Source organism: Micromonospora humida, assembly GCF_016901255.1.
In the GTDB taxonomy this organism is placed as follows: domain Bacteria; phylum Actinomycetota; class Actinomycetes; order Mycobacteriales; family Micromonosporaceae; genus Micromonospora; species Micromonospora wenchangensis.
Window position 1 is genome coordinate 53,949 of record NZ_JAFEUC010000012.1, and the last position, 20,129, is coordinate 74,077.

Below are 20,129 nucleotides of genomic sequence, written 5' to 3' on the forward strand. Positions count from 1 at the left end.
AGCACGGCAAATTGTCGCAATTTCATGGAATCCCCCAGTCCCCAACGGGACCGGGGCGTTCAGGTTGCTGGTCAGCCGCGAATTCCTGCTCCTCCCACTCCTCGGCCAGCTCGTCCCAGTAGTCGGCGGTCAGGCCGCGCCGGCCGTGGGTCAGCCAGCCGTCCGTGTTCCGCTCCAGGTGCAGGCCCAGCTCGGCGAACGGGTCCAGCCACCGGCCGGGCTCCACGCCGAGCCGGGCCAGCGCCGCGTTGATCGGCCACTCCCCGCGCGGCAGCGTGAAGGCGGAGTCGAAGCGGGGACCCCAGCTCAACCGGCCGCCGAGCCACACCGCCGACGCCTGGTGGCCGATCCCGCCGGCGAACTCCGCCTCCAGGTACGCCACCGGACCCCGCCGCGACCAGCGGTCCAGCAACCCGCCCAGGGCCGGTGAGAAGACCAGCTCGAACGGCTGCTCGGCGGTCGGCTCCCCGGGGTGGTAGTCCGGCAGCGCGCCGGTCAGCTCCTCGACCAACTGCGGGGTCACCGGCAGCAGCGCGAAATCCTGCCGCAGCGCCGCCAGCACCGCGTGATCCAGGTCGGCGGTCTGCTCACGGAGCAGCTCGACATCCGCGACGACCGCGCTGAGCTGGTAACTCATCCCACCCCCCGCCGTCCACACCCTGTGGATAGCACATGTGTACGACGGGTTCAGGGCCGTCGCGAGTGCCCGCACCGTACCGGGGTTCGCGGTGGGAGGCATGCCGGTGTTGCTGCTGCCCTGCCCGACGGGCCGGGCGGCTACTCGTCGTCTTCCGCAGGTGGGCGGGGTGGGCGGTGGTGGCGTGCCCACTCGTCCACCTCGTCCGCGTCCCAGACCGTGGTGCCGATCAGGCGGGCGAGCGGTTCGGGGAAGCCGGGCCGGCGGGTGATCTGTAGAACCCGTTGCCGCGACACGTTGAACAGGGCGGCCAGTTCGCCCGGTCCGTACAAGCGCGGTCGCTTCACCGTTCGACCGTAAGCACGGCATTGGCTTGACTATCGCTCCTTGCTGATTGACAAGTGTATGCCAGTTGCGGTGAGGTAGAGATGGCCTCCGGCCCGGTGGAGGAGCCTCCCGGCGGGTCGGGGTGCCGCGAAGTTCGGACCCACATCGGAGGCGACATGCAGAGACACGCGCCGCTCAGACCTCTCTGGATCTGCACCGCCGATGCGCTGCCCTGGCCCTGCGGGAGGGCTCGGCTCGACCTGATCGCCGAGTACGCGGGGGAGCGGGTCAACCTCGCGGTCGACCTTGCCGAGTTGTTCCGCGAAGCAATGGCCGACCTCACCCGGATCTGCCCCGAGCCGCCCGACCCGATCGGCACGTACCAGCGCTTCCTGGGCTGGGTGAAGACGACCCCCAGGGCCTGACCCCTCCTGGCCGCCCTGTCCTGGCACAGCTTCGGGAAGCGACGAAAGGTCGGCTCCGGATCAGGGCCGACCCTCGCGTTGGTGCTGCTCAGACGAGCGGAGGATGAACGGTATGCGTCCCGCGCATACGTCGTCAGTCGTGTTCGGCGGCGATTTCCCGCAGCAGCCCGGCGAGCAGCTCCGGGTGGGAGAGCATCGGATGGTGCCCGGTGGCCAGCTCCACCGTCCGCCCCGCCCTGGCCGCCTGGGCGCGCTGCACCTCCGGCGGGGTGGCCCGGTCCCCGGTGCAGACCACCGCCGTCGACGGGGTCGACCGCCAGCCCGCGTGGCGGACCGGGGTGGTGAGCGCGGCGGCATTCTGCCGGACCAGCCGGGTCATGGCGCCCTCCACCGCCGCCTCGTCACAGTCGTGCAGGAACAGCGGCGGGACCAGTTCGGGCCGGGCCGCGAACGTGCCGTCGGGGAAGAACTCCAGGTGGGGCGCGGGTCCGCTGGGCCCGAGATCGGCCAGGGACTCACCCACGTCGGGCAGGAACGAGCTGACGTAGACGAGGTGCCGGACGTCCCCGGCGTCGGCCGCCGCAGTGGCGACCATCCCGCCGTAGGAGTGGGCGACGACGATCGCCGGCCCGGCGTCGCGCAGGACCCGACGGGTCTCCTCGACGTCGTCGTCCAGCCCCGCCGGTCGGCGCGTGTCCGGCAGCTCGCCGCAGCTCGGTAGCCGTACCGCGACGCTCGCCGTCCCGGCGGCCGCGAGCAGCGCGTCGACCCGGGACCACCACCACGCCCCGTCGCGTACGCACGCCCCGTGCACGAAGACGATCCGCATCGCTGCCTCCTCACCGGGCGGCACCCCACCACCCCACCTGCGCCGACCCTAGAGACCGGGGCGGGGTACGGTACGCCCGTTCTGCCACGGGCATAGCGCAGCGGGACCGGGTGCTACCGGCGGACGCGGACGCTCGGCCGGGCGTCGGAGGAAACAACGAAGGGTCGGCTCCCGACCGGGGCCGACCCTCGCGTTGGTGCTGCTCAGACGAGCGGAGGATACGAGATTCGAACTCGTGAGGGTTTTATCCCAACACGCTTTCCAAGTCTGTTGTCCCACGTTCGCCCAGCGCACAGACCGTACCGAGCCCCAGCGCCCGCGCGGGGCGGAACCTGGCCGGACAACTCTGAACGTGGGCGAACGAGACGACAACTGAGACGGCGAGACCAGAGGTGAAACCGAGCCCGGCCGATCTATACATCCTGTATCAGGCTGCCCTCATAGCGCGGAGACATATCTCGCTTCTTGACGGTGGGCCACCGAACCCCAAGCTCCGCGAGTTCGGAGGCGGTGTAGAGGCCGGTCCCAGTGATCCTGGTCAGCAAGGATTCCTGTTCCGGCTCCAGTTCGACGAGCCGTGTCAATACCGTGAGGAGATCGACCAGGTCCCTGGTCCACTCATTAGGCCATGATTCAACGTGGACAAAGTCCAAAGGACTTGTCTTTTTGCCGCCCGGATTCCTCTTGCGGTAGTTGAACCATGACCAGAGGACGTTCACGCCCCCGACATCGTAGTTCCAAACAGCGGGCAATACTGGCCCCCAACGCCCCTCGCCGAGGCAGAGGATAAGGCGTTCCTCGTCATAAATCATCGCCTCTGGCATTTGGGACACCGGCTCCAGGCTAAGGGGCTGCCGGGAGTCTCCGGCGAGGAACCGTACGTTTCCCTTCGGTCGCCCCTCGTTTTCGTCCCAGAACCGGGCACCATAGGTGTGGAGCCAGATAACTTGCTTACCGAGAGAGACAGCCTTCCCCCAGAGTTCCGCGTCGCGAGTAACCGGAACCCGTACGCCGGGGGTAGTAAGTTCGTCCTGGAAGTAGCTCGTAAATCCCCTGTGGCTTACAACGCCTGCAATGTATGCAGCAACGTCCCACTCGCCAATAGGCAGACCTAGTTCCTCGCTTAGCTTTTCCCGGAGTCTCGGCGGCGCATTGAGCGAGCCATCCGGGTGAAGCATTGGCAAAGCGCGGCCACCTCGGTTATTAAAGTGGTTGGCCTCAGGGACTAGTGCAGTAAAAATGATGCCCGGCCCCGATGAGATGCTCTTCGAATGTTGCTCAATCCCGAAGACCTGGCTCTCTGAGTGCGACGCCCAGAGTGCAGTCGAAGCCGAGTGGATTAACCGGTGATCTGGAATGATCCATTGCCGGTCGAAGGAGCGAAATCCCACGAGAACCGGAACCGGCAGCGGGCCTCGCTCTTCGCGGAATGGGCGCTGCCCAGACTCCACCCGGATCCCTGGCAATGACTTCTTTACCTTCACAAGGTTCGCATCACGGCTTTCCTTGAACAGTTCACGCTTCACTTCGAGGTCGGGCTCGGACGTGATCGTGTTCCATCGCTTCGCTAGGACCTCTTGATCGGCCGAGTAGATCCAGGTTCGATTCGCCAGGATTCCGGTCGTATTCCAAGGAAAGAGATCACCTAGCGCCGGCCATGAATCCCAAGCTCCGCCCGCGGCAGGCGTAAAGGGATCTTGCCATCCGGTTCGAGCTTCACGCCAATCGCCACCATCCAACTCAAGCTGAGCTAGGGCCTCATACTTTTCTTCCTTCCGGCCGTATACCTCGGTGTAGCGGATACGGGCAGGGGCATCGTTGGATGATGAGCCGTCCCGAACGAAGATCCCGATGGCCAGCGTTGCACCAACCCCAGGGAAGAAGCGAGTGGCGGCGTCAGGCCTGATACCTTCCGGCGTAACGTTGATAACCCAACCCTCGGATGCCTTTCGCCGAAGGTATTCGCGCATGCCCTTGAAGGCTGGGCCATGCGTGTAACTGTTCGGCGTGATGAAGCAGACGACCCCCAGGTTGTCTGACTCATGCGCATCGAATACCTTCCAGCAAGCCCAGCGCCAGAAGTAAACGTATGCGGTATTCATGCGGAACTCGGCAAGCCCGTTGCCGTTAGCTCGGAAATCGTCAAGAAGGACCCTGCCGCGCTTGCGACTCGCCTTTCCTTCGGATCCAAACCTCACCCAGCCGCCCTGGCTCTGGTCCCGATCAAGATAAGGAGGGTTGCCGATCACGACGGTAACGGGCACATCCGCCTTGACTTCGTTGGCTCTCTTGCGGGACGCAGCAATGGTGCCCAGGCCAGATCCGAGCTGCTCGACATCGACATATGGGTCGTCCAGGGTGTCAGTTACATATGTTCTCATGCCACTGGCCGAACCCTCGGCACCAAACTTCCGGAGGAGATCCGTTATCCGCAGCTCTGCTACGGCATAGGGGCCCATCTGGAGCTCGAAGCCGATGAGCCGTTGTATCAGCGACTGCACTGCCGACTGAACCGCGCCCTTGACTGCCCCCGGGCCATCCCGCAGGGCTTCCTGACCCTCTACATCGGCCACGCGACTTATGACCTCATGTAGATAGGTCCCGGTGCCCATGGCTGGATCAACCGTCCGCACCCGATCAGACGAAAAGCCAGAATTCTCAGCTAGCCGAGTCTTGAGGACGCTCTCAGTCAGCCGTACCATTTCCGCGACGACCTCGCGCGGCGTGTAGTAAGAGCCGGACCTCTGGCGTAGGTCCGGATCATAGATCTCTAGGAAGTTCTCGTATAGATGGAGGTATGTGTCACGACTGCCGGATCTTACCCGCACCCAGTTGACAGCGCTGATTACCCGAGTAAGGAGGTCAAGCGTGACTCGGAAATCTCCTGCAAGATTGTCTGTCAAGAGTTGTAGCGCACGGCCCATAAGGGAGTGCTCTTCTGCCATGCGCGTGCCGACGTCATGGAGGCTTCCATCGGTCAGTGAGATTCCTTCACTGCGCGCCAAAAGAAGTGCAAACGTCACAGTTTGGGCGTAGCCATCCGCGAAGGTGCCGTCATCTGCTTGCGGAAAGAGAAGGGAGCGCCAGTCGGAAGCCAGGCCAAGAAATGGCTGAGTCCACTTTTCGTCACCAGCCGCAACCCGTCTGCGCTCATCATAAAGCTGGTCGAGTACTTCTCCCCTGAGTAGGCGTGTAAGGGGCGCGATAGCGCGAACGAGTGCACCGACTGAGGTGATAGGGGCAGGGCTCCACCGCAAAAAGTTGGTAACTAGCTGCTCGAATTCCTGCCCCGGCGTCGTAAGGCCGTTGCCTGCTGTCTCTAGAGGGCCACCTTCAAGCGTGACGGTCGCAAGGAGTTCTCCATCTCGCCACAGCCGCCAATCGGAGCCATTCGTGTAAATAAGGTTCGGTAAATCTCGTTGGCGAAGCCACTGATTCAGGTCATGACCTCTGAAAGAGCCCGGATCGATTGACTTCCCGGGTCGCTTCACTTCGACATAACCAGTTATTGCGCCATTCACGCTGATGGCGTAATCCGGGCGCACACCCCGTTCCGTGTCTCGAACCTCATCGTGGGGCACGACTTTCAGGCCGAGACGCTTCCCCACTGCCGCAAGGAGAACCTCAATCGGCGCACGGATGGCCGCCTCAGCGTCACCTGGACCCGACAACTTGTCGGCGCAAGCCTGGCCGAACTCCTGCAACGCGCTGGCCAGCCAAGCTGAGTTCACACCCGCCGCCATTAGCTACCTCCCCCGGGGCACACGTAGCGGTCAGCGTACGGCAAGCCGGTTCTGACGCAAGGACCGCTGGTAGGGGCAAGGTCGTTCTATCGCCAGACCAAGCCGCCTGATAGAGGCTCGTAACGCCGGGCCGGACAACAGGGGAGCGGACGGAGGTGCAAGCTTGAAGCCGGTGACCCTCGCCTTCGCGATTACTTATCGGGTTATCCAGGCCCCGAAGTCAGCTCATCTCTATTAGTGCGTGTGCGACCTCGCGCATACTCGTGACGACCGAATGTGCGGCGGCAGCGCGGAATTGCTCGACCTTCGGTTGTCGATTCGCATAGCCGATTACCCGTACCCCAGCCGCCCGCGCTCGCTCGATGTCTGAAAGCGAGTCGCCGATGAGAACACGGCGAGCGGGTGGCTGGCCCAGGATGCGGATGGCTTGCAGGATCGGTTCCGGGTTCGGCTTCATGCGGGTCGGGTCGGCGTACGCCCGACCGACCACCGGCGACACGTACCCCCGGCGAGCCGGTGCGCTGCCAGGTAGGCCACCATCGCGCCGGCAGAGTTGTTGCTGACCACCGCAACCGGTAGACCCACCTGCTGTGCAGCCACTATCACCTCGCGGCTGTAGGGCGTCGGTTCGGCGGTCTCGACCGCCCGGCGCTCAGCGGCGCAAAGCGCATCCTCCACCGCTCGGGTGGCGCTCTGTTCGCCGGCCGCCCCGGTGCGGCGCAGTACCTCAAGCGGGTCCGGCTCACTGGCGAGATCGGGCGGCACGTCAACGCCGTGCCGCCACAGCACTTCAACCAGCTCGGCCGCAACCTGCGGCGCGCCCACCGTCTCGACCGCCTGGAGCCGGAGCACCTGGAGAAGCTTTACGGCCGGATGATGGCCAACGGCAGCGCGGCTGGCACCGCCCACCAGGCGCACCGGACGATCCGTACGGCCCTCGGGAAGGCGGTCCGCCGTGGGCACCTCGCCCGGAATCCCGCCGCGCTGGCCAAGCCGCCCCGCCTCCCGGCTTCCGAGGTGCAGCCGTACACCATCCCCGAGGTGCAGGCGATCCTTCGGGCGGCAGCGTCGCGGAGGAACAGTGCCCGGTGGGCCGTGGCGCTTCGCCCTGGGGCTGCGCCAGGGCGAAGCGCTCGGCCTGAAATGGCCGGACGTGGATTTGGACCACGGGACGCTCACCGTGCGCCGCGCGCTTCTCCAGCCGAAATGGCAGCACGGCTGCGACGGGAAGGGTGAGCAGAAGTTGCCCGGCCAGTGCCCGGACCGAGTGAACGAACGGCCGGTGGCAGCGGACACGAAATCCCGTGCTGGTCGTCGCTCCATCGGCCTGCCGGACGCCCTGGTCGACCTGCTACGGCAGCACCGGAAAGAGCAGGACGCCGAGCACGAAACCGCCGCCCAGCTCTGGCGCGATGAGGGATGGGTGTTCGCCTCGCCAACCGGCCAGGCGATCCACCAGGCGACGGACTACGACGAGTGGAAACGGCTGCTCAAGCTCGCCGGAGTGCGGGACGGTCGGCTACACGACGCCCGGCACACCGCCGCCACCGCGCTCCTGGTGCTCGGCGTCTCCGGCCGCGCCGTGATGGGCATTATGGGCTGGTCGAACTCGGCCATGGCCGTCCGCTACCAGCACATGACCGACCAGGTGCGCCGGGACATCGCGCAGCAGCTCGGCGGACTGCTCTGGGGCGACCCGCCGGCCGGGCCGGGGGAGGGGGTCACCAAGCCGCCGCCCGACCAGCCGGAACAGGGCAACCGAGACGACAACTGAGACGAGAGCGACGGTAGAGACGATTCAGGGCCGGTCCCCGTGGGGGCCGGCCCTGTCGTTTTTCCTGCTCAAGCGAGCGGAGGATACGAGATTCGAACTCGTGAGGGTTTTATCCCAACACGCTTTCCAAGCGTGCGCCCTAGGCCTCTAGGCGAATCCTCCGCGAGCCAGGATACAGGTCCCCGGCGGCCGGACCACCCCACCACCCCCCGAAGATCCACCGGGGGTCGGGTAGGGTGGTGCCTACCTCCCGTGCGGCGGTATCTCGTGAACCTCCCCAGGGCCGGAAGGCAGCAAGGATAAGCGAGCTCTGCCGGGTGCACGGGAGGCCTTTTTGTCTCCGCCCACCGGTACCGTACCTGCGGGTCGGGTCCCGGGGTGGTGGGTGGTCACCCGCGCCCGACCGGCGCAGAATGGCTCGGTCGAGAGGAGGCGGGACGAGTGACGCTGGCGCTCTACCGCAAGTACCGGCCGCGTACCTTCGCCGAGGTCATCGGCCAGGAACATGTCACCGAGCCGTTGTCGCAGGCGCTGCGCAGCGGTCGGCTCAACCACGCCTACCTGTTCTCCGGCCCCCGGGGCTGCGGCAAGACCTCCAGCGCCCGCATCCTGGCCCGTTCGCTCAACTGCGAGCAGGGCCCCACCCCGGAGCCGTGTGGGCAGTGCGACTCGTGCCGGTCGCTGGCCGTCGACGGCTCCGGCTCGATCGACGTCATCGAGATCGACGCGGCCAGCCACGGTGGCGTCGACGACGCCCGTGAGCTGCGCGAGAAGGCGTTCTTCGCGCCGGCCCAGAGCCGCTTCAAGATCTACGTCATCGACGAGGCGCACATGGTCTCGTCGGCCGGCTTCAACGCCCTGCTCAAGCTGGTCGAGGAGCCCCCGGAGTACGTCAAGTTCATCTTCGCCACCACCGAGCCGGAGAAGGTCCTCGGCACGATCAAGTCGCGGACCCACCACTACCCGTTCCGGCTGATCCCGCCGAAGGTGCTCCGGCCGTACCTGGAGCAGCTCACCCAGGCAGAGGGGGTGACCGTCGATCCGGCGGTCTTCCCGCTGGTGGTGCGCGCCGGTGGCGGCAGCGCCCGGGACAGCCTCTCCGTGCTCGACCAGCTCATTGCGGGCGCCGGCCCGGAGGGGGTCAGCTATCCCCGGGCCGCCGCGCTGCTCGGCGTCACCGACGCCGCGCTGATCGACGAGATGTGCGACGCGCTGGCCGCCGGGGACGGCGCGGCGGCGTACGCGACCGTCGACCGGGTGGCCGAGGCCGGCCACGATCCCCGCCGGTTCGCCTCCGACCTGCTGGAACGGCTGCGTGACCTGATCGTGCTCCAGCAGGTGCCGGACGCCGCCGACAAGGGCCTGATCGACGGCCCGGCCGACCAGATCGAGCGGATGGCCGCCCAGGCCCACCGGCTCGGCCCGGCGACCCTGTCCCGGTGCGCCGACATCGTGCACAACGGTCTGGTCGACATGCGCGGCACCACCGCTCCCCGGCTGCTGCTGGAGCTGATCTGCGCCCGGATGCTGCTGCCCGGCGTCGACGACTCCACCGGTGGCCTGCTCCAGCGCCTGGAACGGATGGAGCGTCGGCTCACCCTGGGTGCCGTCGACCTGCCGCCGGCCGCCGCCGGCTCCGCGCCTCCCCCCGCCCCCACCGAGGTACGCCCCCAGCCCGCCCCGGCCGTCGCCGACACCCCGCCGGAGCCCGCAGGCCCCACCGGGGTGGCTGCCGCGCGGGCTGCCGCTGCCGGTGCCCGCCCCGGATCGCCTTCGGCGGCACCTGCCGCGCCGCCGTCGGGTGGCCCACCGGTCGCCGACGCCGCTCCCGTACGCCGTCCGGTGCCGCCGTCGGCGGTGCTGCCCGATCCGGCGACGCCCGAGCCGCCCCGACCGGGCAGCGACCCGGTGGGCGCGCTCGACGCGGTGGCCGTCCGGCGGGCGTGGCCGGAGGTGGTCGGCAAGGTCAACCGGACGAACAAGCGGATCGCCGCCCTGATGCGGGATGCCGTGGTCCGGGACCTCGACGGGGACACGCTGGTGGTGACGGTGAAGTCGGTGGTGCTGGCCAAGATGATGGCCGACCACGCCCGGGTGCTCACCGACGCGCTCTACGAGGAGTTGGGCGGGCGCTGGCAGATCCGCTGCGAGGTGGCCGGTGAGCGGGGCGGGGCAGCCCTCGGTGGTCCGTCCCGGCCGGCCCGCCCGTCCGCGCCTCCCGCCGACTCCCCGTTCGACGGTGGTGCCACCCCCCACCCGGCCCGTCCGTCCGCCGGCCCGGATGCCGGTCCCGGCCCGTCCGGCGTGGCCGGCGGCCCGGCGGCCCGGCCCGACGCTTCCCCGCCCGCCGGCAGAACCAGCGCGCATGGCGGAACCAGCGCGCATGGCGGGGTCGGTCCCGGTGGCGCGCCCGGGGTGTCGGGTGCTGCCGGTACCGGCCGTGCGAACGGTGCCGGTGCGGTGGACGGTGCCGGTGCGGGCGGCGCGACCGCCGTGGCGGTGCGGGGCGGCGACCCGCAGGCGCAGGGCGGCGGCTCCGGTACGGCCGACGACGACTGGCCCGAGCCGGCCCGTCCCGGCGGCGAGGACGGATGGCCGGAGGCTGCCCGCCCCGGCGGGGCCGGCAGCGCGGGCGATGCCGGCGACTGGCCCGAGGCGGCCCGTCCGGGCGGCGCGGTGGCCACGGCGACGATGGCCGGCGGTTCGGCGCAGCCAGGATCGACGGGCGTGCAAGCCGGACCGGGCACGGCGGGGGCACCCGGAGCACGGACGGTGGCACCGGCGACCGGGACGGCGACCGCGCGTGCCGGCGGGGCGGCACCTGCCGTACCCAGGCCGGCGGGGCAGGCGACGGCCCCGGCGCAGACCGGTGCGACCGCCCCCGGCGCGGCCCCGGTGAGCAGCGCGATCGCGGCGGCGCGGGCGGCTGCGGCGGCGGCAGCGGCCGGCACCGCCAAGGGGCCACGGTCCGCCCAGCCGGCGCGCCGGCTGGCGGACGCCGACTGGGCCGGTGAGCCGCCGTACGACCCGGACTACGACGGGCCGGGGCGCGCCGGTGGACGCCCGCAGCCGACGGCGGCCCCGGCCTACGAGGGCTTCGACCCGGGTGACGAACCGCTGGACGAGGTGATCGACGAGCGGACCGCCCGGCAGTCGAGCGAGGAGCAGGCGGTGCAGTTGCTCCGGGAGGCGTTCGGGGCCGAGAAGATCGACGAGGTGGACGCGCGCTGACCCGCCGTCGCCCGGACCGGAGACACCGGCCGTGCCCGACTAGGCTGGGCGCGGCCGAGCAGACGAGTGCGAGAAGGAGCCATCCGTGCGCCCAGGTGGACAGCCGAACATGCAGCAGATGCTGAAGCAGGCGCAGAAGATGCAGCAGCAGATCGCCAAGGCGCAGGCCGAGCTGGCCGAGGCCGAGCTGACCGGCACCGCCGGCGGTGGTCTGGTCACCGCGACCGTGTCGGGCTCCGGCGAGATCAAGAGCATCAGGATCGACCCGAAGGCGGTCGACCCGGAGGACGTCGAGACCCTGGAGGACCTGGTCGTCGCGGCCCTGCACAACGCCGCCGAGGCGGCCAAGGAGCTGACCGACCAGAAGATGGGCCCGGTCGCCGGCGGCATGGGCGGCCTCGGCCTGCCCGGATTCTGACCCGCAGATGTACGAGGGTGCCATCCAGGACCTGATCGACGAGTTGGGGCGGCTGCCGGGCGTCGGCCCGAAGAGCGCCCAGCGGATCGCCTTCCACGTCCTGTCGGCGGACCCGGCCGACGTCACCCGGCTGGCCGGTGCGCTGCGCAAGGTCAAGGACCTGGTCCGGTTCTGCACCACCTGCTTCAACGTCGCCGAGTCGGAGCAGTGCCGGATCTGCCGCGACCCGCGCCGCACCGACGAGGTGATCTGCGTGGTCGAGGAACCCAAGGACGTGGTGGCGATCGAGCGGACCGGTGAGTTCCGGGGCCGCTACCACGTGCTCGGCGGGGCGATCAATCCGCTGGAGGGGATCGGCCCGGACAACCTGCGCATCCGCGAGCTGATGAGCCGGCTCAGCGCGGGGACGATCCGCGAGCTGATCCTCGCCACCGACCCGAACACCGAGGGCGAGGCGACCGCGACATACCTGGCGCTGATGGTCAAGCCGATGGGTATCGCGGTCACCCGCCTGGCCAGCGGCCTGCCGGTCGGCGGCGACCTGGAGTACGCCGACGAGATCACCCTGGGTCGGGCCTTCGAGGGCCGCCGCGCGGTCTGACCCTCGCCGATCACCGGCCCGGCCGGTGGAGACACGCCGATGGCCGGCACCCCGGGTGGGGTGCCGGCCATCGTGTCGTGTGCGGGTCAGCTGTTCCAGTGCTGGGCGGCGAAAAAACGGACGCCGAGCGCGGTCGAAACCTCATGATCAACGAGGCGTGCAATGGGTATGGCGGGTGGCGGTGGCGGTGTCAGTCTGGGGGGCGGTTGCGGGCGAGCTTGATGTACAGCACCACCAGCACACCGATGCCGAAGAGCACCATCAGGCAGCAGTCGAAGCCGCTGAACCCGGGCTTGGCAGGGCGTGCGTTCTGTCCCGCCCGCACCACGATCTCGCCGCTGCCCGACGATGCCCAGGCCGCGACCGGTATGAACACCGCTAGCCCGACCGTACCGAGGACCGTGCCCAGGCGGCCACGCCATTTGTCCCATGCAGACATGGCCCCATCCTCTCCGAGACCTGCAACCGAGGGCGCGGCGGACTACACCGGTCCTGCACGGCACGTACAGGCCGTCGGACGCCGAACTGGCCAAGGCTCCAGGGTGCGGGGTCCGGCCAGTCGGGCGTTGGTTCTCACCACAGGGGTACGGGTCAGCTGTTCCAGTGCTGGGCGACGAGGTCGGCGGCCTGCTGCTCCCACTGGGCGTAGTGGTCGGGGTACGCCGACACCTGGACGGTCTGGGCGGCCTTGGTCAGGGGCATGTCCTGCCAGCCGTCGACCTGCTTGAGGCCCTTGAGGAACGCCAGGGTGGCGTACTCGGGGTCGGTGATCTGCTCCACCGTGCCCCAGCCGGACGACGGGCGCTGCTGGAACAGGCCCTGCGAGTCGTGGTCGTTACGGTCGCCGAGGTGGCCGAGGTTCTCCAGCTTCGACTCCTGCAGGCTGGTCGCGATCGACACGACGGCGGCCCGCTCGTCCATGCCGGCCTTCTTCGTCGCGGCGATGATCGCCTTGGCGTTGCCGGTCTGCTCGTCGTTCAGGTCGATGTGGGACTGCTCGCCCTGCACGCCGTGCGGGATCAGCTTGGCGGTGTCCACGGCGGGCTTGTCGGCTTGGACGGTGGCGACGGGGCGGGTGTCGATGGTGGGGGTGTCGGTGAGGTGCAGGGGGCCGGCGGCGATGCCTCCGGCGAAGGCCAGACCGGCGATACCGAGGACGCTCTTACGCAGGATGGTGGTGTTCATGGGGGTTGCTCCTTCGGGGGTAGACGCCCCGACCCGGCCCGTGGAGGGCTGGGCGCGCCCGTGGGGTCGGGCAGCGTGGGGGCGTGGGCACCACGTCGGGGGCGCTCATACGGGGGGAAAGTCTGAGGGGGTTTCCCGGCCGGGGTGGTGGCCGCTCGTGCCGGGGTCAGGTGTAACGACCGGGGGGTGCGGGGTCGGCCGAGGTACTGCCTGCTGCGGTCGTACGGGGGGTGTAACGACCGTCGGTGCCGGGTCATTCCGCCGGCGGCCGGGGCGTCGGGCGGCCCGGGGGTGCTGCTGCGGTCGTACGCAGGGTGTAACGCCGGAGGCGGGGTGGGGATTCCGGCCCGGGGGTGCCGCCGGTCACCGGACGTTGACCCCACGACACGCACGTAGCGTCGGACCGGCGCGGAGCGTACCCCCGGAACCGGACACGGTGCGGACGGCGACCGTTGCGGAGCCGCCTCGCGGGAGCCGGCGGGGCGGGGCGTGACGGTCGGTCACCGCTGGTGGCGGCGGATTCGGACAGTCGGTCTATTTCAGGACAAACCTGGGACGTGCCGCTGTGACAGTCCCGTTTGTCGGGAGATCCGGCGGTGTCAGACGGAGTGCTTGGTGTCGGCTTGGTAGCGATTGCCTAACGGCCGTTCCGCTTCGGTGTGTCGTGTCATAGCCTCCCGCTCACGGACCGAGCCATGGACCGGCGTTGTTCAGGCGGATGACAGAGGTGAGAGATGCAGGCGAGAAGGCTAAGGACGGCCGTGAGCCTCGTGGCCGTTGCAGCCCTGGCGGTCGGCGCGGCCGGCTGTGCGGAGAGTGACCGCGGCGATGACAACAGTGGCGAGGCCAAGACGGGCGGCACCTTCATCTTCGCCGGTGCCGGTGACCCGAAGAACTTCGACCCGATCTTCAACGACGACGGTGAGTCGTTCCGGCCGGTCCGGCAGATGTACGACACGCTGGTCCAGCACAAGCCGGGCACTGCCGACCTGGTGGGTGGCCTCGCCGAGAGCTGGGAGCACGACCCCGAGGGCAAGGTCTGGACCTTCAAGCTGCGCCAGGGCGTGAAGTTCCACGACGGCACCCCCTTCAACGCCGCCGCGGTCTGCTTCAACTTCGACCGCTGGTACAACATGAAGGGTGCCGCCGCCCAGTCGCAGATGATCTACTACCAGGACGTCTTCGGCGGGTTCGCCAAGAACGAGGCCGAGGGTGCCGGCGAGGCGCTCTACAACAAGTGTGAGGCCAAGGACGACGGCACCGCCGTGGTCACCCTCAACAAGTACAAGGGTGCGTTCCCGGGCGCGTTCGCGCTGACCGCGCTCTCGATCGCCAGCCCGGAGGCCCTCAAGAAGGGTGACGCCGACACGGTCAAGCAGAACGGCGACTCCTTCGAGTACAGCTCGTTCGCGACCACCACCCCGGTCGGCACCGGTCCGTTCACCTTCGGTGGCTGGGACAAGGCCAAGAACGAGATCACCCTGAACCGCAACCCCGACTACTGGGGCGAGAAGGCCAAGGTCGACAAGGTCATCATCAAGGTGATCAAGGACGAGAACACCCGTAAGCAGGAGCTGCGGGCCGGCACCGTCCAGGGCATCGACTTCCCGGCTCCGGCCGACCGCAAGGCGCTGTCCGGTGAGGGCTTCCAGGTCCTCGACCGCCCGGCGTTCAACATCCTCTACCTGGGCATCAACCAGAAGAACCCGAAGCTGAAGGACCTGCGGGTACGCCAGGCGATCGCCTACGCCCTCAACCGTCAGCAGCTCGTCCAGACCAAGGGCCCGGGTGGCACCAAGGTCGCCGACGAGTTCATGCCGGACACCGTGCTCGGCTACGCCCCGGACGTGCAGAAGTACGAGTACAACCCGGACAAGGCCAAGCAGTTGCTCAAGGAGGCCGGCGCCGAGGGGCTGACCCTCAACTTCTACTACCCGCCGGACGTCTCCCGGCCGTACATGCCGAACCCGCAGGAGATCTTCACCGTCCTGGCCAACGACCTGCAGGCCGTCGGTATCAAGGTCAACGGCGTGCCGCGTCCGTGGAACGGTGGCTTCAAGGACGACGTGCAGCAGTTCGGCAAGCAGGACCTGCACATCCTCGGCTGGACCGGTGACTACAACGACCCGGGCAACTTCGTCGGCACCTTCTTCGGCCGGGGCAAGGTCGAGTTCGGTGACCAGGCCATGACCGAGATGTTCGACGCGATCGCCAAGGCCGACGCCACCGTCGACGAGGCGGGCAAGAAGGCGGCCTGGGAGCAGGTCAACCGGGACATCGCCGCCAAGTGGCTGCCGGCCGTGCCGGTCTGGCACGCCCCGCCGGCCATCGTCGTCACCAAGGACGTGCAGGGGATGATCGCCAGCCCGTTGACCGACGAGCGGTTCAACACGGTCAGCGTCAGCAGCAAGTGACGTCCGTCGGCTGACGCCGTAGGCGTGCATCGGCCCGGGTCGGGAGCAAGTGCCGGCCCGGGCCGATGCCGCGAACATCGAGAGTCTGGTGTGTGAGAGATGTTGCGAGTCATAGTCCGCCGCCTGCTCCAACTGGTGGTGACGCTGATAGCGCTGTCCGCGCTGATCTTCGTCTGGTTGCGGAACCTGCCCGGCGGGCCGGTCGAGGCGCTGCTCGGCGAGCGGGCCACCCCGGAACGACGGGCGCTGCTGATCAAGGCGCTCGGCTACGACCAGCCGATCCTCGTGCAGTACGGCAAGTTCATGCAGCGGGTCCTCACCGGGGACCTGGGCAACTCGATCCGGACCGGTGACCCGGTCACCGACGTCATCGCCCGCGCCTTCCCGGCCACCATCGAACTGGCCATCGCCGCCATGATCATCGCGGTGGGGCTGGGGGTGCCGCTGGGCTATCTCGCCGCCCGCTACCGGGGCCGACTCCTCGACAACCTGACCATCGCCGGCACCCTGCTCGGCATCTCGATCCCCATCTTCTTCCTGGGCTACCTGCTCAAGGACGTGCTCACCCAGGACATCCACTGGTTCCCGCCGTCCGGGCGGATCAGCACCGGGATGGACAACACCTCGGTGACCGGGTTCTACGTCCTGGACGGCCTGCTCACCCGGGAGTTCGACGCCAGCGCCGACGCGCTCTGGCACCTGATCCTGCCGGCGGTCACGCTGGCCACGATCCCGCTGGCGGTGATCGTCCGGATCACCCGGGCCAGCGTGCTCGACGTGCTCAACGAGGACTACGTACGGACCGCCGAGGCGAAGGGCCTGCGGCACCGCACCATCCGGGGCCGGCACATCCTGCGCAACGCCCTGCTGCCGGTGGTCACCACCATCGGCCTGCAGACGGGCGCGCTGCTCTCCGGCGCGGTGCTCACCGAGAAGGTCTACAACTGGGGCGGCCTCGGCACCCTGATCACCGACTCGATCAGCGGCGGCCGGGACTACCCGGTGCTCCAGGCGATCATCCTGCTCGCCGCGCTGGTCTTCGTGCTGGTCAACCTGCTGGTCGACCTCTCCTACGCCTTCATCGACCCGAGGGTGCGTGTGCGATGACCGACCCGACCACCCGCCCCGGCGTGGGCAAGCCCCGCACCGGCGACACCCCCACCGACCAGCCCGCCGAGGGCCCGGCCGCCGACGGCCAGGCCGGCCAGTCCGGCGACACCCCCACCGGCCAGTCCGGCGACACCCCCACCGGCCAGTCCGGCGACACCCCCACCGGCCAGTCCGGCGACACCCCCACCGGCCGGTCCGGCGACAGCCCGGCGCAGCGGCGGGAGCGCAGCCTCGGCCGGCTCGGCGACCGCAAGCGGGCCCGGCTCGACGAGTTGGCGCGGGCCACCGCCGACCCGGGCGGCGTCAGCCTCTACCGGGACGCGCTGCGCCGGCTACGCCGCAACCCGGTGGCCATCGTCGGCGCCGTCATCGTCGGATTGTTCGTACTGGTGGCGCTCTTCGCCCCGTTGATCGCCCCGCACGACCCGGTGCAGCGCTTCGACGAGCTGACCCGGGACCTGACCGTGGACAGCATCCCCGGGGCCACCGCCGGGCACCCGTTCGGTTCGGACCCGCTCGGCCGGGACTTCCTCTCCCGGATGATCCACGGCAGCCGGCAGACCCTCTTCGTGGGCGTGCTCGCCACCCTGATCGGGCTCACCCTGGGCGTGCTGCTCGGCGCGATCGCCGGGGCCTTCGGCGGCTGGGTCGACGTGGTGCTGATGCGCCTTACCGACGTGATGCTGGCGCTGCCCAGCCTGCTGCTGGCGATCACCCTGGTCGCGATGGCCAGCCGGTCGAGCCAGTGGACGGTGATCTTCGCGGTGGCGATCGTCAGCGTGCCGATCTTCGCCCGGCTGCTGCGCGGCTCGATGCTGGCCCAGCGGGAGAGCGACCACGTCCTCGCCGCGCGGGCGTTGGGTGTCAAGGAACGCAACATCGTCCTGCGGCACATGCTGCCCAACTCGCTGACCGCGGTGATCGTGCAGGCCACGCTGACCTTCGCGGTGTCGATCCTCGACGCGGCGGCGCTGTCCTTCCTCGGCCTCGGCGACCCGGACATCAACCGGGCCGAGTGGGGGCTGATGCTCGGCGTCGACGGCCAGCGCTACTTCGAGGTCCGCCCCGAGCTGGCCTACTATCCGGCGCTCGCGATCATCGTGGTCGCGCTCGGCTTCACCCTGCTCGGTGAGGCGATGCGCGAGGCGATCGACCCGAAGAACCGGCGGTGACGGCCGTGCGGCGGGCCGGCGCGACCGGCCCCGGGCCGGGCGGGAGCCGGGTGGACCGGCGACCGCGGCCGGGAGCGAACGACCAGCACAGTGAGGATGTGACCCGATGAGCCTGCTCGACGTACGCGATCTGAGCGTGGTGTTCCAGCGCCGGGGCGAGCGGCCGTTCACGGCGGTCGACCAGGTCAGCTTCACGGTGGAGCCGGGGCAGACGGTCGGCCTGGTCGGCGAGTCCGGCTGCGGCAAGAGCGTGACCAGCCTGGCCGTCATGGGGCTGCTGCCGAAGCGGGGTAACCGGGTCACCGGCGAGGTGCTGTTCGAGGGCACCGACCTGCTCAAGTTGCGCCCGGACGACCTGCGGGACCGGCGGGGCCGGGACATCGGCATGATCTTCCAGGACCCGCTGTCGTCGCTGAACCCGGTCATCCCGATCGGGGTGCAGGTCGCCGAGGTGCTGGAGCGGCACCGGGGGATGGACCGCCGCAAGGCGCTGCGGGAGGCACGGGAACTGCTCGACGCGGTGGGCATCCCCGACCCGGACCGTCGGCTGACGGAGTTCCCGCACCAGATCTCCGGCGGTATGCGCCAGCGTGCCCTGATCGCCATCGCGCTGGCCTGCAAGCCCCGGTTGCTGATCGCGGACGAGCCGACCACCGCGCTGGACGTCACCATCCAGGCGCAGATCCTCACCCTGCTCAAGCAACTGGTCGACGAGACCGGCACCGCGCTCATCATGATCACTCACGATCTCGGGGTGGTGGCGGGGCTCTGCGACACGGTCAACGTGCTCTACGGCGGCAAGGTGGTGGAGCGGGCCGCCCGGCACGAGCTGTTCGCCCGGCCCCGGCACCCGTACACACACGGGTTGCTCAGCTCGGTGCCCCGGCTCGACTCGGTGCGGGGCGAGCGGCTGCACGCGATCCGTGGCTCGGTGGCCGACAACATCCCCTGGGTCGAGGGCTGCGCCTTCGCGCCCCGCTGCGACAACGTGGTGGACGCCTGCCTGGACGGCCCGCCACCGCTGGAGCCCACCGCCTCCGGCGGCGACCTGCGGTGCAACAACCCCGTTTCGGAGGAGGTGGCGGTGCCGTGACCGAACGGACCGGAACCACGGATGGTGCCGCGACCGGGCAGGCCGGGGCGAGGGCGACGGCGGAGCAGGGGCGGCCCCTGATCGAGCTGCGCGACGTCAAGGTGCACTTCCCGATCAAGAGCGGGCTGCTCTTCGACCGTACCGTCGGCTACGTCTACGCGGTCGACGGCGTCTCCCTGTCGATCAACGCGGGTGAGACGTACGGGCTGGTGGGCGAGTCGGGGTGCGGCAAGTCGACGCTCGGCCGGGGCCTGCTACGGCTGGTCGAGCCGACCGACGGTGAGATCGTCTTCGACGGCACCGACGTGCGCGCACTCAAGGGCGAGTCGATGCGTAAGGCCCGCCGCCGGATGCAGATGATCTTCCAGGACCCGCTCTCCAGCCTGGACCCCCGGCAGTCGGTGGAGTCGCTGCTGGTGGAGGGGCTCAAGGCGCACGGCCTCGCCGACGACAAGGAGGCGACGAGCCGGCGGTTGCGGGAGACCCTGCAGGCGGTGGGTCTGCCCGCCTCGGCGTTGAGCAGGTATCCGCACGAGTTCTCCGGCGGGCAGCGCCAGCGCATCGGCATCGCCCGTGCGCTGGTGCTCGACCCGGATCTGATCGTCGCCGACGAGCCGGTCTCCGCCCTGGACGTGTCGATCCAGGCCCAGGTGCTCAACCTGCTGGAGGACCTCCAGAACGAGCGCGGACTGACGTACCTGATCATCGCGCACGACCTGGCGGTGGTCCGGCACATCGCCGACACGGTCGGGGTGATGTACCTGGGCGGGCTGGTGGAGGAGGCGACCAGCGACGACCTCTACCGGGAGCCGATGCACCCGTACACGAAGGCGTTGATGTCGGCGGTGCCGGTGCCGGACCCGCTGGTCGAGGACCGGCGGGAGCGGATCCTGCTCGCCGGTGACCTGCCGTCGCCCACCAACCCGCCGGCCGGCTGCCGGTTCCACACCCGGTGCCCGTGGGCGCAGCCGACCCGCTGCGCCGACGAGCGGCCGGCGCTGCGCGAGGTCGTCGGCGGCCACCGGGTCGCCTGCCACTTCGCCGAGGAGATCGCCGCCGGGCGGCTGCGCCCGCACGAGGTGGAACCCGAACTGGTCCGGCCGGACGAGGGCGGGACGCCGGGCGACCCCGGTGAGCTGATCCCCACCCCGTGAGCAGGTGACAGGGCCC

At 69.3% G+C, this 20,129-nt stretch carries 15 protein-coding genes, 1 tRNA gene, 1 other RNA gene and 2 pseudogenes; 11 read left to right on the top strand and 8 right to left on the bottom strand.

The window, feature by feature from the left end; all coding sequences use genetic code 11:
• Positions 1-22 precede the first annotated feature (22 nt).
• Both JQX11_RS22710 and JQX11_RS22715 read right to left on the bottom strand, forming a co-directional pair.
• On the bottom strand, positions 23-637 hold the full coding sequence (locus JQX11_RS22710; protein WP_204927006.1) for a hypothetical protein: 615 nt from the start codon (positions 635-637) through the stop codon (positions 23-25).
• A 140-nt stretch (positions 638-777) separates the two neighbouring features.
• Complete coding sequence (locus JQX11_RS22715) at positions 778-984, bottom strand: helix-turn-helix transcriptional regulator (protein ID WP_088646531.1); 207 nt, start codon at positions 982-984, stop codon at positions 778-780.
• Positions 985-1,140: 156 nt separating this feature from the next.
• Between JQX11_RS22715 and JQX11_RS22720 the strand changes: the two genes are divergently transcribed.
• A complete protein-coding gene (locus JQX11_RS22720; RefSeq protein ID WP_204927007.1) occupies positions 1,141-1,389 on the top strand; it encodes a flavin reductase in 249 nt (82 codons plus the stop codon).
• Positions 1,390-1,522: 133 nt separating this feature from the next.
• On the opposite strand, the gene JQX11_RS22725 is transcribed toward JQX11_RS22720, so the two are convergent.
• The 3 genes and pseudogenes from JQX11_RS22725 to JQX11_RS32680 all read right to left on the bottom strand — a co-directional run.
• Entirely contained in the window at positions 1,523-2,218 is a 696-nt protein-coding gene (locus tag JQX11_RS22725; protein ID WP_204927008.1) for an alpha/beta fold hydrolase, read from the bottom strand.
• Between the two features lie 413 nt (positions 2,219-2,631).
• Entirely contained in the window at positions 2,632-5,961 is a 3,330-nt protein-coding gene (locus JQX11_RS22730) for a type ISP restriction/modification enzyme (RefSeq protein ID WP_204927009.1), read from the bottom strand.
• 220 nt (positions 5,962-6,181) lie between these two features.
• Positions 6,182-6,780: pseudogene (locus tag JQX11_RS32680) on the bottom strand (HAD family hydrolase); the annotation flags it as partial.
• Between JQX11_RS32680 and JQX11_RS32685 the strand changes: the two are divergent.
• Positions 6,781-7,735: pseudogene (locus JQX11_RS32685) on the top strand (tyrosine-type recombinase/integrase); the annotation flags it as partial.
• A gap of 77 nt (positions 7,736-7,812) precedes the next feature.
• Here the strand turns inward: JQX11_RS32685 and JQX11_RS22745 are convergent.
• Positions 7,813-7,897, bottom strand: a tRNA-Ser gene (locus JQX11_RS22745).
• A gap of 82 nt (positions 7,898-7,979) precedes the next feature.
• On the opposite strand from JQX11_RS22745, the gene ffs reads away from it, so the two are divergent.
• The 4 genes from ffs to recR all read left to right on the top strand — a co-directional run bounded on the left by ffs (position 7,980) and on the right by recR (position 11,985).
• An RNA gene (gene ffs, locus JQX11_RS22750) (signal recognition particle sRNA small type) lies at positions 7,980-8,069 on the top strand.
• A 107-nt stretch (positions 8,070-8,176) separates the two neighbouring features.
• Complete coding sequence (locus JQX11_RS22755; RefSeq protein ID WP_204927011.1) at positions 8,177-10,966, top strand: DNA polymerase III subunit gamma and tau; 2,790 nt, start codon at positions 8,177-8,179, stop codon at positions 10,964-10,966.
• Positions 10,967-11,075: 109 nt separating this feature from the next.
• Positions 11,076-11,384 carry a YbaB/EbfC family nucleoid-associated protein gene (locus JQX11_RS22760; protein ID WP_067309858.1) on the top strand — a complete coding sequence of 103 codons (309 nt, stop codon included), beginning with the start codon at positions 11,076-11,078 and terminating at the stop codon, positions 11,382-11,384.
• Between the two features lie 7 nt (positions 11,385-11,391).
• The gene (gene recR, locus JQX11_RS22765; RefSeq protein ID WP_088647762.1) at positions 11,392-11,985 is read left to right on the top strand and encodes a recombination mediator RecR; all 594 of its coding nucleotides are present in this window, start codon (positions 11,392-11,394) and stop codon (positions 11,983-11,985) included.
• Between the two features lie 190 nt (positions 11,986-12,175).
• On the opposite strand, the gene JQX11_RS22770 is transcribed toward recR, so the two are convergent.
• Positions 12,176-12,424 (bottom strand): hypothetical protein, encoded by a 249-nt coding sequence (locus tag JQX11_RS22770; protein WP_204927012.1) that lies wholly within the window; start codon positions 12,422-12,424, stop codon positions 12,176-12,178.
• A 152-nt stretch (positions 12,425-12,576) separates the two neighbouring features.
• Positions 12,577-13,170: a hypothetical protein gene (locus JQX11_RS22775; protein ID WP_204927013.1), complete on the bottom strand. Its 594-nt coding sequence runs from the start codon at positions 13,168-13,170 to the stop codon at positions 12,577-12,579.
• A 734-nt stretch (positions 13,171-13,904) separates the two neighbouring features.
• Here JQX11_RS22775 and JQX11_RS22780 point away from each other — a divergent pair.
• The 5 genes from JQX11_RS22780 (at position 13,905) to JQX11_RS22800 (ending at position 20,113) form a co-directional block, all read left to right on the top strand.
• Positions 13,905-15,584, top strand: coding sequence for an ABC transporter substrate-binding protein (locus JQX11_RS22780; RefSeq protein ID WP_204927014.1), 1,680 nt, complete (start codon positions 13,905-13,907; stop codon positions 15,582-15,584).
• A 99-nt stretch (positions 15,585-15,683) separates the two neighbouring features.
• On the top strand, positions 15,684-16,691 hold the full coding sequence (locus JQX11_RS22785) for an ABC transporter permease (RefSeq protein WP_088643793.1): 1,008 nt from the start codon (positions 15,684-15,686) through the stop codon (positions 16,689-16,691).
• Positions 16,692-16,966: 275 nt separating this feature from the next.
• Positions 16,967-17,866: an ABC transporter permease gene (locus JQX11_RS22790; RefSeq protein WP_204927146.1), complete on the top strand. Its 900-nt coding sequence runs from the start codon at positions 16,967-16,969 to the stop codon at positions 17,864-17,866.
• A gap of 106 nt (positions 17,867-17,972) precedes the next feature.
• Positions 17,973-18,959: an ABC transporter ATP-binding protein gene (locus tag JQX11_RS22795; RefSeq protein ID WP_204927015.1), complete on the top strand. Its 987-nt coding sequence runs from the start codon at positions 17,973-17,975 to the stop codon at positions 18,957-18,959.
• Between the two features lie 77 nt (positions 18,960-19,036).
• A complete protein-coding gene (locus JQX11_RS22800) occupies positions 19,037-20,113 on the top strand; it encodes an ABC transporter ATP-binding protein (protein ID WP_204927147.1) in 1,077 nt (358 codons plus the stop codon).
• The last annotated feature ends 16 nt before the right edge of the window (positions 20,114-20,129 follow it).